The organism is Microbacterium sp. 2FI (genome assembly GCF_005502885.1).
Lineage (GTDB): Bacteria > Actinomycetota > Actinomycetes > Actinomycetales > Microbacteriaceae > Microbacterium.
In genome coordinates, this window is the sequence record NZ_SCMR01000031.1 from 1 (window position 1) to 14,915 (window position 14,915).

The 14,915-nt window shown below is 69.6% G+C and carries 13 protein-coding genes; 6 read left to right on the forward strand and 7 right to left on the reverse strand.

Going from position 1 to position 14,915, the window contains the following annotated elements; all coding sequences use genetic code 11:
- The 3 genes from FFS15_RS17530 to nusA all read right to left on the reverse strand — a co-directional run.
- On the reverse strand, nt 1–392 hold a 392-nt coding region (locus FFS15_RS17530; RefSeq protein ID WP_283205758.1), incomplete at its 3' end, for a translation initiation factor IF-2 N-terminal domain-containing protein.
- Between the two features lie 56 nt (nt 393–448).
- Complete coding sequence (locus tag FFS15_RS17535; protein ID WP_137846344.1) at nt 449–721, reverse strand: YlxR family protein; 273 nt, start codon at nt 719–721, stop codon at nt 449–451.
- Nucleotides 722–765: 44 nt separating this feature from the next.
- Nucleotides 766–1,752 carry a transcription termination factor NusA gene (nusA, locus tag FFS15_RS17540; protein ID WP_137846345.1) on the reverse strand — a complete coding sequence of 329 codons (987 nt, stop codon included), beginning with the start codon at nt 1,750–1,752 and terminating at the stop codon, nt 766–768.
- 106 nt (nt 1,753–1,858) lie between these two features.
- Between nusA and FFS15_RS17545 the strand changes: the two genes are divergently transcribed.
- Nucleotides 1,859–3,370, forward strand: a complete 1,512-nt coding sequence (locus FFS15_RS17545) for an alanine/glycine:cation symporter family protein (RefSeq protein WP_137846346.1) — start codon at nt 1,859–1,861, stop codon at nt 3,368–3,370.
- Nucleotides 3,371–3,398: 28 nt separating this feature from the next.
- Nucleotides 3,399–4,217 carry a DUF1206 domain-containing protein gene (locus tag FFS15_RS17550; RefSeq protein ID WP_137846347.1) on the forward strand — a complete coding sequence of 273 codons (819 nt, stop codon included), beginning with the start codon at nt 3,399–3,401 and terminating at the stop codon, nt 4,215–4,217.
- A 21-nt stretch (nt 4,218–4,238) separates the two neighbouring features.
- Here the strand turns inward: FFS15_RS17550 and FFS15_RS17555 are convergent, their stop codons facing one another.
- On the reverse strand, nt 4,239–6,005 hold the full coding sequence (locus FFS15_RS17555; RefSeq protein ID WP_137846348.1) for a proline--tRNA ligase: 1,767 nt from the start codon (nt 6,003–6,005) through the stop codon (nt 4,239–4,241).
- A gap of 24 nt (nt 6,006–6,029) precedes the next feature.
- Between FFS15_RS17555 and pcp the strand changes: the two genes are divergently transcribed.
- Entirely contained in the window at nt 6,030–6,668 is a 639-nt protein-coding gene (pcp, locus tag FFS15_RS17560) for a pyroglutamyl-peptidase I (RefSeq protein WP_137846349.1), read from the forward strand.
- Between the two features lie 27 nt (nt 6,669–6,695).
- On the opposite strand, the gene FFS15_RS17565 is transcribed toward pcp, so the two are convergent.
- The 3 genes from FFS15_RS17565 to ispG all read right to left on the reverse strand — a co-directional run bounded on the left by FFS15_RS17565 (nt 6,696) and on the right by ispG (nt 11,510).
- The gene (locus FFS15_RS17565; RefSeq protein WP_137846350.1) at nt 6,696–7,889 is read right to left on the reverse strand and encodes a benzoate/H(+) symporter BenE family transporter; all 1,194 of its coding nucleotides are present in this window, start codon (nt 7,887–7,889) and stop codon (nt 6,696–6,698) included.
- A 113-nt stretch (nt 7,890–8,002) separates the two neighbouring features.
- Nucleotides 8,003–10,264, reverse strand: coding sequence for a M23 family metallopeptidase (locus FFS15_RS17570; RefSeq protein WP_137846351.1), 2,262 nt, complete (start codon nt 10,262–10,264; stop codon nt 8,003–8,005).
- A gap of 115 nt (nt 10,265–10,379) precedes the next feature.
- Nucleotides 10,380–11,510, reverse strand: coding sequence for a flavodoxin-dependent (E)-4-hydroxy-3-methylbut-2-enyl-diphosphate synthase (gene ispG, locus FFS15_RS17575; protein ID WP_137846367.1), 1,131 nt, complete (start codon nt 11,508–11,510; stop codon nt 10,380–10,382).
- 96 nt (nt 11,511–11,606) lie between these two features.
- Here ispG and FFS15_RS17580 point away from each other — a divergent pair, with 96 nt between their 5' ends.
- The 3 genes from FFS15_RS17580 (at nt 11,607) to FFS15_RS17585 (ending at nt 14,912) form a co-directional block, all read left to right on the forward strand.
- Nucleotides 11,607–12,578, forward strand: coding sequence for a low temperature requirement protein A (locus FFS15_RS17580; RefSeq protein WP_249354193.1), 972 nt, complete (start codon nt 11,607–11,609; stop codon nt 12,576–12,578).
- A 12-nt stretch (nt 12,579–12,590) separates the two neighbouring features.
- On the forward strand, nt 12,591–12,839 hold the full coding sequence (locus FFS15_RS18925) for a hypothetical protein (protein ID WP_249354195.1): 249 nt from the start codon (nt 12,591–12,593) through the stop codon (nt 12,837–12,839).
- Between the two features lie 150 nt (nt 12,840–12,989).
- Nucleotides 12,990–14,912, forward strand: a complete 1,923-nt coding sequence (locus FFS15_RS17585) for a chorismate-binding protein (RefSeq protein ID WP_137846352.1) — start codon at nt 12,990–12,992, stop codon at nt 14,910–14,912.
- The last annotated feature ends 3 nt before the right edge of the window (nt 14,913–14,915 follow it).

The following is a 14,915-nucleotide window of genomic DNA, read 5'->3' on the forward strand; positions in this document are numbered from 1 at the left end:
TGCTCGGCCGGAGCGGATGCCGCGGCGGCCGGCGCCGGGGCGGCGGGAGCAGCCGGAGCCGGAGCGGCCGGAGCCGGGGCTGCGGGAGCAGCCGGAGCGCTCTCCGCGGGAGCCGCTGGCGCGGCCGGAGCCGGCTTCGCCGGGGCGGCGGGACGCGCGGGGCCGGGACGACCGGCGGGGCGCGCCGGGGCGGCCGCCTTCGCGTCAGCGGCGGGCTTGGCAGCCCCTTCCGCCTCCAGCGCAGCGCGGAGCTTGCGCGCCACGGGGGGTTCGATGGTGGACGAGGGGCTCTTCACGAACTCGCCGAGCTCTTTGAGCTTCGCAAGGGCGACCTTGCTGTCGACGCCGAGTTCGGAGGCGATCTCGTGCACGCGTGGTTTGGCGTTTGCCACAATTCTCCTGTCTGGGGTCCACCCAGGCAGGGCAGACCGTTAGTCGCGGACGGGACTCATTTCGAGCCGTTCACTTTGTTTCCATAGCCATTCAGCCGTTTCTCGATGGTCTGCGTGTCAAGCGGGCCTGACACACGCAATGCCCGCACGAAAGCGCGTCGCCGGATCGCGGCATCCACGCATTCGCTTGTCTCGTGCACCCACGCGCCCCGCCCTGGCATCGAAGCGCGCTCGTCGGGGACGAGGACTGATTCGATGGAGACCACCCTGAGGAGAGTGGATCGGAGGGCACGCGTGCGGCATCCGACGCACGTTCGTACGGGTTCCATGTTACACCCCTCGGAGGTGGGCGCCTGGGCGCTGCCCGATGCGCCTACGACTCAAGGATGCTGTCGGGTTGGATGTCGATCTTGGCGCCGGTGAGTTTGGCGGCGAGGCGCGCGTTCTGGCCTTCCTTGCCGATCGCGAGCGACAGCTGGTAGTCGGGCACGAGGGCGCGGACGGCCTTGTTGGAGACGTCGAGGATGAAGCTCGAGGTGACCTTCGCCGGCGAGAGAGCGTTCGCGACGAACTTCGCGAGCTCCGGGTCGTAGTCGACGATGTCGATCTTCTCGCCGCCGAGCTCCTCGGTGACGGCGCGGACGCGACGCCCGAGCTCTCCGATGCAGGCGCCCTTGGCGTTGATCGAGGGGTCGTTGGCCTTGACCGCTATCTTGGTGCGGTGGCCGGCCTCGCGGGCGAGCGAGACGATCTCGACCAGACCCGACGCGATCTCGGGGACCTCGAGCGCGAACAGCTTGCGCACGAGTCCGGGGTGGGTGCGCGACACGGTGATCTGCGGACCCTTCGTGCCCTTCGCGACGCTCGTGACGTACACGCGCAGCCGAGAGCCGTGGGTGTACTCCTCGCCGGCGACCTGCTCCTCGGGAGGGAGGATCGCCTCGATCGAGCCGAGGTCGACGTGGACCATGCGCGGGTTCGGACCCTGCTGGACGACACCGGCGACGATGTCGCCCTCCTTGCCGCGGAACTCCCCCAGCACCGCGTCGTCGGCGATGTCGCGAAGCCGCTGGCTGATGACCTGCTTCGCGGCGAATGCGGCGATGCGGCCGAAGTCCTCGGGCGTGCTCTCCTCTTCGCCGATGACGGCGCCTTCTTCGTCGACCAGGGGGATGAAGACGGCGACGTGGCCGGTCTTGCGGTCGAGCACGGCGCGAGCACCCTCGGAAAGCTCGCCGGTGGGCGAGGTGTGCTTGGCGTAGGCCGTCAGGATCGCCTGCTCGATGATCCGCACCAGCTCTTCGAAGGGAATCTCCTTCTCACGCTCGACGGTCCTCAGCAGTCCGAGATCGATGTCCATCATGGCCTCCGTATTCAGCTCTCACCGGCGCGTCGTGCCCGCCGGAACCCTACAACGTTACCCGATGCCCTGGCACGCGGTGCGGGACAGCCGACATACTGAGCCGATGGACATGGTGAACGAGTGGCTTCTGACGTGGGGTGACCTGCTCTGGACGTGGATCGTGCTCCCGGTGGTCGTGCTACTGGGCATCTACTTCACGGTGCGCTCGGGTGTGGTGCAGTTCCGGCTGATCCCCGAGATGTTCCGAACACTCACCGACAAGACGCCCCGCACCGTCGACGGCAAGCCGCAGTCGGTGTCGGCGTTCCAGGCCTTCACCATCTCCGCGGCATCGCGGGTCGGCGTGGGTAACATCGCCGGTGTCGGCACCGCGATCGCCCTCGGAGGCCCCGGGGCGGTGTTCTGGATGTGGTTGATGGCGTTCATCGGCGGTGCGTCGAGCTTCATCGAGTCTTCGCTCGCGCAGCTCTACAAGACGAAGGACAAAGACGGCTTCCGCGGCGGACCCGCCTACTACATGCAGCGCGGACTCAAAGCGCGCTGGCTCGGGATCTGGTTCGCGATCATTCTGATCATCTGCTTCCCCTTCGCGTTCAGCTCGCTCCAGGCCAACACGATCGCGGCGACGGTCACGGCGACGATCGGCGAGGGTTCGCCGGAGTGGCTGCCGTGGGCGATCGGCGTGTTCGTGGCTGCGCTGACGGCGCTGGTCGTCTTCGGCGGCGTGCGCCGCATCGCCTCGGTGACTCAGCTGCTCGTGCCCATCATGGCGCTCGCGTACCTTCTCCTCGGCCTCGCCGTCGTCGCCCTCCACATCGACCGCCTCCCCGAGGTGTTCGCCGCGATCTTCACGCAGGCGTGGGGGTTCAACGAGGTCGTCGGCGCCGCCTTCGGCTACATCGTCCTCACCGGCGTGAAGCGCGGCATGTTCTCGAATGAAGCGGGGCTCGGATCGGCGCCCAACGCGGGCGCGAGCGCGGCAGTGACGCACCCCGTCAAGCAGGGCCTGGTGCAGACTCTCGGCGTCTACTTCGACACGTTCCTCGTGTGCTCGATCACCGCGTTCATCATCCTGGTCTCGGTGCCCGACCTCGCGAACGCCGAACGCGGCATCGACCTCACTCAGACCGCACTGGTGAGCACCCTGGGTGCCTGGTCGAGCATCGCCCTGAGCGTCATCATCTTCCTCCTGGCCTTCAGTTCGATCCTCGGCAACTACTACTACGGCGAGTCGAACATCGAGTTCATCAACCCCAACCGCGGCGTCCTCGCGGCGTACCGCGTGCTCGTGGTCGTGGCTGTGCTCCTCGGCTCGGTCGTCGGCGCCGACCTCGTCTGGAACTTCGCCGACGGTGTGATGGGGCTGATGGCCCTCACCAACCTCATCGCGATCGCACTCCTGTCGGGGATCGCCTTCCGCCTGCTGAAGGACTACACGCAGCAGCGTCGGGAAGGCCGCGACCCCGTGTTCACGCGCGATCGCATGCCCGACGTCACCGGCATCGAGGTCTGGGAGGACGAAATCTCGGTCACCGGCCCGATCGACGTGCCGACCAAGCGCCGCCAGGCCGAGAAGCACCGCGACCACCTTCACGACGCTCCCCACCCGGAATGAGGCGACCGGCGAGCGTTCGGCTGTTCCGGTGACGGACGGCGTCAAAGAGGCAGCCCGCGAAGCGGAGTCGAGTCGTACCTTCCGCCGCCTTGCCCGCGGCGGCTTCGCGGCCAACGGGGTCGTGCACATCCTCGTGGGCGTGCTCGCGCTGGTGGTCGCCTTCGGAGGTGATGCGGAGTCGGATCAGGCCGGCGCCTTCCGTGCGATCGGCGCGGTGCCGCTCGGATTCGTCGTGCTGTGGCTCATCGCGATCGGGCTGTGGGCCCTCGCCGCCTGGCACGCCGTCGAGGGGCTGCTCGCGCGAGCGCCGTCAGACGGCGCGCGGGGCACAGCGTCGAAATGGCGGATCCGCGTCTCGGAGTGGGGTCAGGCGATCGTGTTCGCGGGGCTCGGCGCCGTCTCCGCCGCCGTCGCAGTCGGCGCGCGGCCCGACGCCGAGGCGGCCGTCGAAGCGGCCAGCCGCGGCATCCTGTCGATCCCCGGCGGCGCGTTCCTCCTCGGCGCGATCGGCGCGGGCTTCTTCGTCACCGGCGTCGTGTTCGTCGTGATGGGCGCGCGCCGCACCTTCCGGAACGTGATCTCGATCCCGTCAGGCGCGCGCGGCCGCGCGGTGACCGCGCTCGGGATCGTCGGATTCGTCGCGAAGGGCATCGCGCTCGCGATCATCGGGGTGCTGCTGACCGTCGCCGCGGTTCGCGTCGAACCGGATGCCGCCGGAGGGCTCGACGGCGCGATCTCGGCGCTGCTCGATCTCGCCTACGGCCCGTGGCTCGCAGGCATCGTGGGCGCAGGTCTCATCGCGTACGGCGTCTTCTGCTGCTTCCGAGCCCGCTACGCGCGGCTCTGAACCGCGCCGCGCGGGCCGCGGTCAGGCGGTGAGTCGCTCGACGACCGCCGCCGCCGCCACGACCTCACGCTCGCCCGAGCGGCGGTCCCACAGCTCGACCTCGCCGTCGGCGGCGCCGCGCCCGACGATCACGATCTTCGGAACGCCGACGAGTTCGGCATCGCCGAACTTCACGCCGGGCGACACCTTCGGGCGATCGTCGTAGAGCACGTCGAATCCGGCGGCCTCGAGGTCGGCCGACACCTTCTCGGCCAGCTCGAACGCCGCGGCATCCCGCCCCGTGGCGACCACGTGCACGTCGAACGGCGCGATCGAGGCGGGCCAGACCAGTCCCTTGTCGTCGTGGTTCAGCTCGGCGAGGTTCGCGAGGATGCGGGTGACGCCGATGCCGTACGAGCCCATCGTGACGGTCACGAGCTTGCCGTTCTCGTCGAGAACCTTGAGCCCGAGCGTCTCGGCGAAGAAGCGCCCGAGCTGGAAGACGTGGCCGATCTCCATGCCGCGTGCGAGCTCGACGGGGCCCGACCCGTCGGGCGCGGGGTCGCCGGCGCGCACGTTCGCCGCTTCGACGAAGCCGTCGGCGACGAAGTCGCGCCCCGCGACGAGGGTGTGCACGTGCTTCTGGTCGATGTTGGCGCCGGTGATCCACGCGGTGCCGTCGACGACCCGCGGGTCGACGAGGAAGCGGATGCCGGTGGCCGACTCCTCGCCGAGCACGGCGCCGGTCGGCGACCACGGGCCAATGTAGCCCTTGACGAGCAGCGGGTGGCGGGCGAAGTCCGCCTCGGTCGCCGGCTCCACGGCCGCGGGGGCGAAGGCGACCTCGACGCGCTTGTCGTCGATGTCGCGGTCGCCGGGGATCCCGACGATGACGAGCTCGCGCGTGCCGTCGAGGTGAGTGAGGGCGAGCACGACGTTCTTCAGCGTGTGCGCGGCCGTCCACTCTCCCTCGGCGGGGGCGGCGAGATGCGCGTTGGCGTGGTCGACGAGCGTCGCGATGGTCGGCGTGTTCGGCGAGTCGAAGATCACCGGCTCGGGCTGACCCTCGAACGGGATGCTGTCGGGCGCGACGGTCGTGAATGCCTCGACGTTGGCCGCGAAGCCGCCCGCCGAGCGCACGAAGGTATCTTCGCCGATCGCGGTCGGGTGCAGGAACTCCTCGCTGCGCGCACCGCCCATGAGGCCGTTGTCGGCGGCGACGATGACGTACTCGAGGCCGAGCCGCTGGAAGATGCGCTCGTACGCGTCGCGCTGCAGCTGGTACGAGGCGTCGAGCCCCGCGTCGGTGTAGTCGAACGAGTACGCGTCCTTCATCGTGAACTCGCGGCCGCGCAGAAGACCGGCGCGGGGGCGCGCCTCGTCGCGGTACTTGTCCTGGATCTGGTAGATCGACAGCGGCAGGTCCTTGTACGACGAGTAGAGGTCCTTCACCAGCAGGGTGAAGAGCTCCTCGTGCGTCGGGGCGAGGAGGTAGTCGGCATCCTTGCGGTCCTTCAGACGGAAGATGCCGTTGCCGTAGGTCTCCCAGCGGCCGGACTGCTCGTACGGGTCGCGCGGCACGAGCGCGGGGAAGTGCACCTCGTAGGCACCGGCGTTCGCCATCTCGTCGCGGATGATCGCCTCGATGTTGGCCTTGACCCGCAGCCCCAGCGGCAGCCACGCGAAGATGCCCGGCGCCTGACGGCGGATGTAGCCCGCACGGACGAGCAGCCGGTGCGAGGCGACCTCGGCATCGGCGGGGTCTTCACGGAGCGTGCGGAGGAAGAAGTGCGAGAGACGGGTGACCACGAGGGTCAAGTCTAGAGTCGAGTGGTGCCCACCGTTCTGCTCACCGGCTTCGAACCCTTCGGCGGCGACTCCGCCAACCCTTCGGGTGACGCCGTTCGGATCGTCGCCCAGCGCTGGAACGGCCCCGAGACCCTGATCACGGCGGTGTTGCCGGTGACCTTCGCGGGCGCGACGAAGAGCTTGCGTGAACTGATCGACGAACACGAGCCCGATGTCGTGATCGCGACGGGGCTGGCGGGCGATCGTGCGGCGCTCGGCGTCGAGCGGATCGCGGTGAACCTCGTCGATGCCCGGATCCCCGACAACGACGGCGCTCAGCCGATCGACGAACCCAGCGTCGCGGACGGCCCGGCCGCGCGGTTCTCCACCCTGCCGGTGAAGGCGATCGTGCACGACCTCTCCGCCGCGGGGATTCCGGCAGCACTCTCGCACACCGCCGGCACCTTCGTCTGCAACCACGTCTTCTATACGGCGCTCGATGCCGTCTCGACACGCGCCGGCGTGCGTGCGGGGTTCGTACACGTCCCGTGGGATGCCGAGCATGCGCCGATGAACGCCTCGTACCTCGACCTCGACGACATCGCCGCAGCGCTCGAGATCGCCGTCCGCACCACACTCGCGGCCTCCCACGACCTCACGGTCGCCGGCGGCACGCTGGCCTGATCGCCCACGCCGGAGAGCCGGCGGACTTTACGCAGATCGGTCGCGGCGACCGACGTGCATCACGAACCGCACGATGAGCCCCGCGACCAGTGCCCAGAAGGCGGCGCTCACGCCGGCGATCGCGACGCCCGACGCCGCGACCAGGAACGTGACGACGGCGGGAAGCCGCTCCCCCGGATCGTCGATGGCCTGCTGCAGGGCAGATCCGAAGGCCGCGAACAGCGCGATGCCGGCGACAGCGGGGATCACGGCCTCGGGCGCCAGCACGACGAGAGCGACGAAGGCTGCGGACAGCGCGCCGAGGACGATGCCCGAGACACCGGCCGAGATGCTCGCGATCCAGCGACGGGCGGGATCGGGCTCGGCCTCGGGCGCGGCGGCGAGCGCGGCCGAGATCGCCGCGAGGTTGATGACGTGTCCTCCGGCCGGCGCCGCGATCGCCGACCCGACTCCGGTGACGAGCATCGCCGGGCGCCACGGCACCTTGTACCCGTAGCTGCGCATGATGGCCACTCCCGGGACGTTCTGCGATGCCATCGTCACGAGGAACAGCGGCAGCGCGATGCCGACGATGGCGCCGAACGTGAAGGTGGGCGCCGTCAACGCGACGCCCGGCACCAGCACAGCCGGGTCGATCGTCGCGCCGGTCGAGACGAGGTGCACCGTGACGACGACGGATGCCGCGACGAAGGCGAGCGGCACGGCCCAGCGAGGTGCGAGACGCGCGAAGACGAGCCACGTGATGATGACGGGAGCGACCCCCCACGGATTGGCGACAAGCCCGGCGACGGGGGCAAGACACAGGGGCAGAAGGACGCCGGCGAGCATCGCCTGCGCGATCGAGGGCGGAATCCGCGCGATGAGCCGCCCGAGGTAGGGCCACGCGGCGGTGAGCAGGATGAGCCCTGCGACCACGAGGAACGCTCCGACCGCCGCCGGCCACCCGCCCTCGACCGCTCCCGTCGCCGCGAGGAGCGCCGCGCCCGGCGTCGACCACGCGACGGTGATCGGCATCCGATACCGCCAGGCGAGCACGATCGCCGCGAGACCCATGGTGACGCAGAGCGCCAGCAGTCCGCTCGCAGCCTGCGCGGGTGTCGCCCCGACGGCGCTGAGCCCCGTGAGCACGACCGCGAACGAACTCGTCACGCCGACCAGCGCCGTGACGATCCCCGCGACGATCGGGCGCGACAGCGGGGATCGGGTGGGCGTATCGGTCATCGGAGCCTCGGGTCGACGAGCATTCGGGCGGTACGACGCACGCTATCGGATGCCGCGACCGCGGCATCCGATCCACACCCGATCGCGCGGACCGGGCACGCGCCCACCGGCGCTCAGTCGGCGTGCACCACCCGCGCGAGGCGGTGCTCGATCTCCTTCAGCTCGGCGTTGGACGCCGATGCGTCGAGGATGACGCCCTCCGCCTCGAACATCAGGTCGAGGTAGTCGACGCTGTCGCCACCGGGGAGCGGCACACTCGCATCGTGCGAGACGGCGCCGCTGGCGAATTGCAGCCACGCCAGCAGCAGGTCGGCGGTCGCCCGGGCGCGCCGGTCACCCGTCGGCGACAGCACGTCGTGGGCCTGGGCCGCGGTCGTCGCGGCGACCTGTTCCGAGAAGACGCTCGAGACGGCATCGACGATCTCGAGATACGCCGCTGCGGTGTCCGCATCGATATGCGGCGAGCCGCTTCCCGCGTACTGGTGCTTCCACCAGCCGCTGCTGCGCGCGTCGTCGGCGTTGCCGGTGACGACGGCTCCGGCATCCACCTCATCCGATCCCCCGTCGTCGTCGGTGAGCACGACTGACACCGTCTCGACGCCCGGCTCGGGCGCGACCGTATCGATGGCGTCGGATGCTGCGAACGGGAACGTGCCGAGCGGGCTCAGCGGCGGGTCGGGGACGTCGGCGGGATCGTTGAAGTACGTGGTCACCTCGCCGGTCCCCCATGTGAACGTGAGGTCGTCCGACCCCGGATCCGTGCCGTCGGCGGCAAGCGCGAGAGGCTCCCCGGCCTCGACGACGAAGTAGTCGCCGCCCGGGAACGAGACCTGATCCGAGAGATCGAGCGTGACCGTCGGATCGAGGTTCGCGACGCTCACCACCGCGGTGTCGTCGCCGGAACCGCCGTCGTCGTCGGTCACCGTCACCACGACGTCGAAGTCGCCGTTGTCGCCGTACACGTGGTCGACGCCCGCCTCGAGCTCGCCGATCGTGACCGGCTCGGCCGGAGTCCCGTCAGCCCAGTCGATCGTCGCGGTGTGCGTGTCGAGGGTTCCCGGGTCGGTGAACGTCGCGCTCACGGTCGCGGTGCCCGCTTCGTCGATGCTGTCGCCGACGGCGGTCACCGTCGGGGCGACGTTCAGCACCGTCACCACGGCGGTGTCGGTGTCGGTCAGCGCGAGCGCCGGCGTGACGTCGCCGCCGACGTCGCTCACGGTGAGGTCGATCTCATCCACGGTGTCGTCGAGCGCATCGTAGGTCGGGGTCGCGATCGTCCCGTCGTCGAGGCGGGTCGCCGGCGACCACGAGAACGAGAGGATCGCATTCTCGGGATCGCTGCTGCCGGTGCCGTCGAGTTGGACCGTCGAGCCCTCGTCGACGGCGTACGGGCCACCGGCATCCGCGGTCGGTGCGGTGTTCGTGCACGGGTTTGCGGTGAACGCGTTGTTGCCGGGGCTCGTGACGTTGTCGGCGTAGAGGTTCCCCGGGATATCGCACACGGTCGGCACGAGGTTGGTGCCCTGGATGAAGCCGCCCGCGAAGAAGCCGACCGTGCCCGATCCGTCGGGGTTCGCGTTGCCGCCACCGGGGATGGTGTCGAGCTGGCGGAAGCTGCCGTCGTTGAACGGGGTGTCGTCGGTCGCGTCCGTCCGGACCGCCACCTCGTGGTGCAGATGGCGCCCGGTCGCCGCACCGATGTCGGACTCGATGCCGAGCGCCTGCCCGACGAGCACGGTGTCACCGACCGACAGGTTGCCCGGGGCTCCGGTGATCGTGCCGGTGTCCATGTGGGTGTATTTCGACCACTCGCCGTTCGGGTGCTCGATCCAGATGTAGTTGTTGTAGTCCTGGCAGAGTCCGATGACGGTGCTGTTGGGGATGCGGTTGAAGGTGCCGCTGCCGTCGAGATCCTCATCGGGATCGACCACGCCGTCGCCGTCCACATCGGGCTCGATCTGGTCCTGACAGCTGTGCTCAGCGGCATCCGAGTGGATCGTGACCCCGTCGAAGAGCACCTGACCCGACCCGCCGTTGACGTCGAGTCCGTCGCCGTTGCCGCCCGAGTCGCCGTGGAAGTCGACGATGGCCATGACGACGCCCGATGCCGCCGCGACGACCGTGGCCGGCGGCGCGTCGGCGACCATGTCGATGCGGTTGTTGCCCTGGCCGACCGTGCCGCCGTGGTTGTGATGATCGCCGCTCACGATGAGACCCATGCCGTCGGAGTACGGGATGCGGTAGATGCCCGCCGACGTCGGGAAGGTGCCGTGATCGGCGTGCACCGGCCCGACGCCGGTGAGGGCCGCCAGGACGAACCCGGCTGCCGTCAGAACGGCGATGGCCGCCCTGCGCTGTGAAGTGCTCCGTCGCATGAGAATCCTCCAGCGACTCCGCGACCCACGTGCGTGAGGACGCCCGTGCCGTGCACGAGGGGGGAGGCGTTTCGCGGCGCAGTTTACTCCGCCGTCGAAGCCCTCACCAGGGGTGTCACGCGGTGACGACCTGGGCGGTGCCGAGGGGCGCTTCCGGGCCCATCTCGGCCGCGAGACGGTTGGCCTCTTCGATCAGCGTCGCGACGATGTCGGCCTCGGGGACGGTCTTGATGACGTGGCCCTTCACGAAGATCTGGCCCTTGCCGTTGCCCGACGCGACGCCGAGATCGGCCTCGCGGGCCTCGCCCGGACCGTTCACGACGCAGCCCATGACGGCGACGCGCAGCGGAACGGTCATGTCTTTGAGACCCTCGGTGACATCGTCCGCGAGCGTGTAGACGTCGACCTGAGCACGACCGCACGACGGGCACGAGACGATCTCGAGCTTGCGCTCGCGGAGGTTCAGCGACTGCAGGATCTGGTGGCCGACCTTGACCTCTTCGGCGGGCGGTGCCGACAGCGAGACGCGGATCGTGTCGCCGATGCCCTCGCCGAGGAGGATGCCGAACGCGGTCGCCGACTTGATCGTGCCCTGGAACGCGGGACCCGCCTCGGTGACGCCGAGGTGCAGCGGCCAGTCCCCCATCTGGGCGAGCAGGCGATACGCCTGCACCATGATCACGGGGTCGTTGTGCTTGACCGAGATCTTGAAGTCGTGGAAGTCGTGCTCTTCGAACAGCGACGCCTCCCAGCGGGCGCTCTCGGCGAGCGCCTCGGGGGTCGCCTTGCCGTACTTCTCGAGCAGGCGGGGGTCGAGCGAACCGGCATTCACGCCGATTCGAAGCGACACACCGGCATCCTTCGCCGCCTTCGCGATCGCACCCACCTGGTCGTCGAACTTGCGGATGTTGCCGGGGTTGACGCGCACCGCGGCGCAGCCGGCGTCGATCGCCTGGAAGACGTACTTCGGCTGGAAGTGGATGTCGGCGATGACCGGGATCTGGCTCTTCTTGGCGATGATGTGCAGCACATCGGCGTCGTCCTGGCTCGGCACGGCGACACGCACGATCTCACAGCCCGAAGCGGTGAGCTCGGCGATCTGCTGGAGGGTGGCGTTGATGTTCGTCGTCGGCGTCGTGCACATCGACTGGACGCTCACCGGGGCATCGCCGCCCACGAGCACCTTGCCGACCTTGATCTGGCGGCTCTTGCGACGAGGGGCGAGCGTTAGGGGGATCTTGGGCATCCCGAGGTTCACGGCTGGCACTCGTCCAGCCTACGCGGCGAAGGGCGGCCGGGGCTGGGAACGGGCGGATGCCGCGGCCGGTGTAGTTTGGCGCGCATGAGCCTGAGCCACCATCTCGGACGCATGACGGGGCGCGACCCGAACGAGGCGCATCGCGCCGCGACGCCGCTGGAGCTCCTCTTCGACCTCACGTTCGTGGTCGCGTTCAGCCAGATCTCGTCACAGGCCGCCCACTATCTCGAGGTGGGCGACATGGCGACCGCGCTCGGCGGGTTCGCGTTCACGGTGTTCGGGGCGACGTGGGCGTGGATCAACTACTCGTGGCTCGCATCCGCGTACGACAACGACGACATCTTCTTCCGCATCGCCACGATGGTCGAGATGCTGGGCGTGCTGATCTTCGCGCTCGGCGTGCCACCGCTCTTCCACTCCCTCGTGGAGGGCGAGCACCTCGACAACAGCGTCATCGTGGCCGGCTACGTCGTCATGCGCATCGCTGCGGTCGCGCTGTGGCTGCGAGCCGCGAAGAACGACCCTGCCCGGCGGAAGACCTGTCTCGCGTATGCCTGGAACATCTCGATCGCCCAGGTCTTCTGGATCGCGCAGATCGTGCTGAACCTGCCCATCGGCGTCTCGCTCGCGCTCGCGGGAGTGCTCGTCGCGTTCGAATTGGCCGGCCCGCTGTACGCCGAGGGGAAGTTCGGCAGCACACCCTGGCACCCGCATCACATCGCCGAGCGCTATGGCCTCCTCACCATCATCACTCTCGGCGAGGTCGTGCTCGGCACGATCCTCGCCATCTCGGCCGTGATCGACATCGACGGGTGGAGCGTCGAGGCGGTCCTCATCGCCTTCGCGGGCACCGCTCTGGTCTTCGGGCTGTGGTGGAGCTACTTCCTCATGCCGTCGGGCCGCCTCCTCGCGCACCACCGCGAGCGATCGTGGGTGTGGGGCTACGGCCACATCATCCTCTTCGGCTCGCTCGTCGGCGTCGGCACCGGACTCCACGTGGCCGCACAGGTGCTCTCGCACGAAGCGCACGTCGACGCCGCCTTCGCGCTCGTGTAGGTCGCCATACCGGTGCTCGTCTTCGAGGTGATGGTGTTCTCGCTGTACTCGTACCTCATGCGGGAGTTCGACCCGTTCCACGTGTGGCTGTTCATCGGCGCGGTGCTGGTGCTCGTACTGAGCGTCGCGGCCGTCGTGTGGGGCGCCTCGATCGGAGTCGCACTTCTCATCGTCGCGGCCTCGCCCGCCGTGATCGTGGTCGGCTACGAGACGGTCGGGCACCGCCATCAGGCGGCAGCCCTGGAGCGCAACGGAGCGTGAGCGGCCGCCCTGCTGTGGTAGGTTCGGCCCATGTCCGCGCACCTGTCCTGGTGGCTCACCGCATAAGGCGGTGGGTTCGCGCGACCACAGACCGCCCTCCGGGCGGTCTTCTTTTTCGTAGGGCGACCGCCCCCACGACGAAAGACCGAGATGTCCAGGCCCCGCCCTTCCCTCCGTGACCTCGCCGCGAGCGGGATCCCGTTCGCCCTCATCGCCCGCGACGACACCACCGTCGAGCTGCTCACCGGCGAGATCGCCGATGTCGAACTGCTCGCCGACATCCCGCTGCAGGATGCCGACGGCATCCCCCGAGAAGTGCTCGCCCTGGTGCCCTTCCGTCAGGTGCGCGAGCGCGGGTTCGAGTGTCACGACGACGCCGCGCCGCTGCGTTGCCTCATCGTGGACGAGCACATCGCGCTCCCCCGCGACGAGGTGCTGGCAGAGCTGCCGTCTGTGCCGGTCCCGCTCGTGGATCCCGGGTTCGACATCCCCGATGAGGAGTACGCCGACATCGTCCGCCGCGTGATCGCCGACGAGATCGGCCGCGGCGAGGGCGCGAACTTCGTCATCCGTCGCGACTTCACGGCGGGTGTGGATGCCGATCCCGCTCTTGCCGGCCTGACATGGCTCCGCGCTCTCCTCGAGCACGAGCGCGGCGCGTACTGGACGTTCGCGGTCGTGACGCCCAGCCACGTCGCCGTCGGTGCGAGCCCCGAGGCCCACGTGAGCGCGCAGGACGGCGTGGTGACGATGAACCCGATCTCGGGCACGTTCCGCCACCCCGCCGGTGGCGCGACGGCCGCCACCCTCACCGAGTTCCTGCAGTCGACCAAAGAGACCGAAGAGCTCTTCATGGTGGTCGACGAAGAGCTCAAGATGATGAGCGCCGTGTGCTCCGACGGCGGGCGCATCACCGGGCCGCACCTCAAGGAGATGTCGCGGCTCACCCACACCGAGTACGTGCTCCGCGGGCGCAGCCGACTGGATCCCCGCGACATCCTGCGCGAGACGATGTTCGCCCCGACCGTCACCGGATCCCCGATGCAGAACGCCTGCACCGTGATCACGCGTCACGAGCGCTCACCGCGCGGGTACTACTCGGGCGTGGCGGCGCTGTTCACCCCGAACCCTTCGGCGACGTCGGGTGAGGCGACCCACGACCTCGACGCCCCGATCCTGATCCGCACCGCCTACATCGAGGGCGGCCGCCTGCGCGTGCCGGTCGGCGCGACGCTCGTGCGCCACTCCGACCCCTACGGCGAGGTCGGCGAGACCCACGGAAAGGCTGCCGGTGTGCTGGGCGCGATCGGCGCGGTGCCGCGCGACGCCGTCGCCGAGCAGATCGCCGCCGCCATCGACGAGGACGAGCCCGCCGCGCAGCCGCAGCTCCTCGCCGACGACCCCGAGATCTCAGCCCTCCTGGCTTCGCGCAACGCCCGTCTCGCGTCGTTCTGGCTGAACCCGCAGGGCTCGGGCGGCCCCGGTCCCTTCGCGGGGCGCTCCGCACTCGTCGTCGACGCCGAGGACCGCTTCACCACGATGCTCGCCCACCAGCTGCGCCACCTCGGGCTCGGGGTCGAGATCGCCCCGTGGCACGCAGTGACCGACGAGCAGGTGGATGCCGCCGAGCTCGTCGTCTCAGGCCCCGGCCCCGGCGACCCGCGGGATCCGTCGAGCCCGCGCATGCGGCGGATGCGCGACGTCGTCACCCGCCGCCGCGCGTCGGGTCGGCCGCTGCTGGCCGTGTGCCTCAGCCACCAGATCCTCGCCGACTCGCTCGGGGTCGGGCTCGCCTCGCTCGCGGCGCCGCATCAGGGACTGCAGAAGACCGTCGACGTCTTCGGGGAGCCGGCATCCATCGGCTTCTACAACACCTTCACCGCGCGCGTCTCCCCCGGCACGACCACCGTCGGCGTGGCCGAGGTCGCCGCCGATGCGGCCGGCGACGTCTATGCGCTCCGCGGACCCGGCTTCGCCTCGGTGCAGGGCCACCTCGAGTCGATCCTGTCGCGCGACGGCATGACGACGCTCGAGCGGCTGGTCGCTCATGCGCTGACGCCGATCGCGGGCTGACCA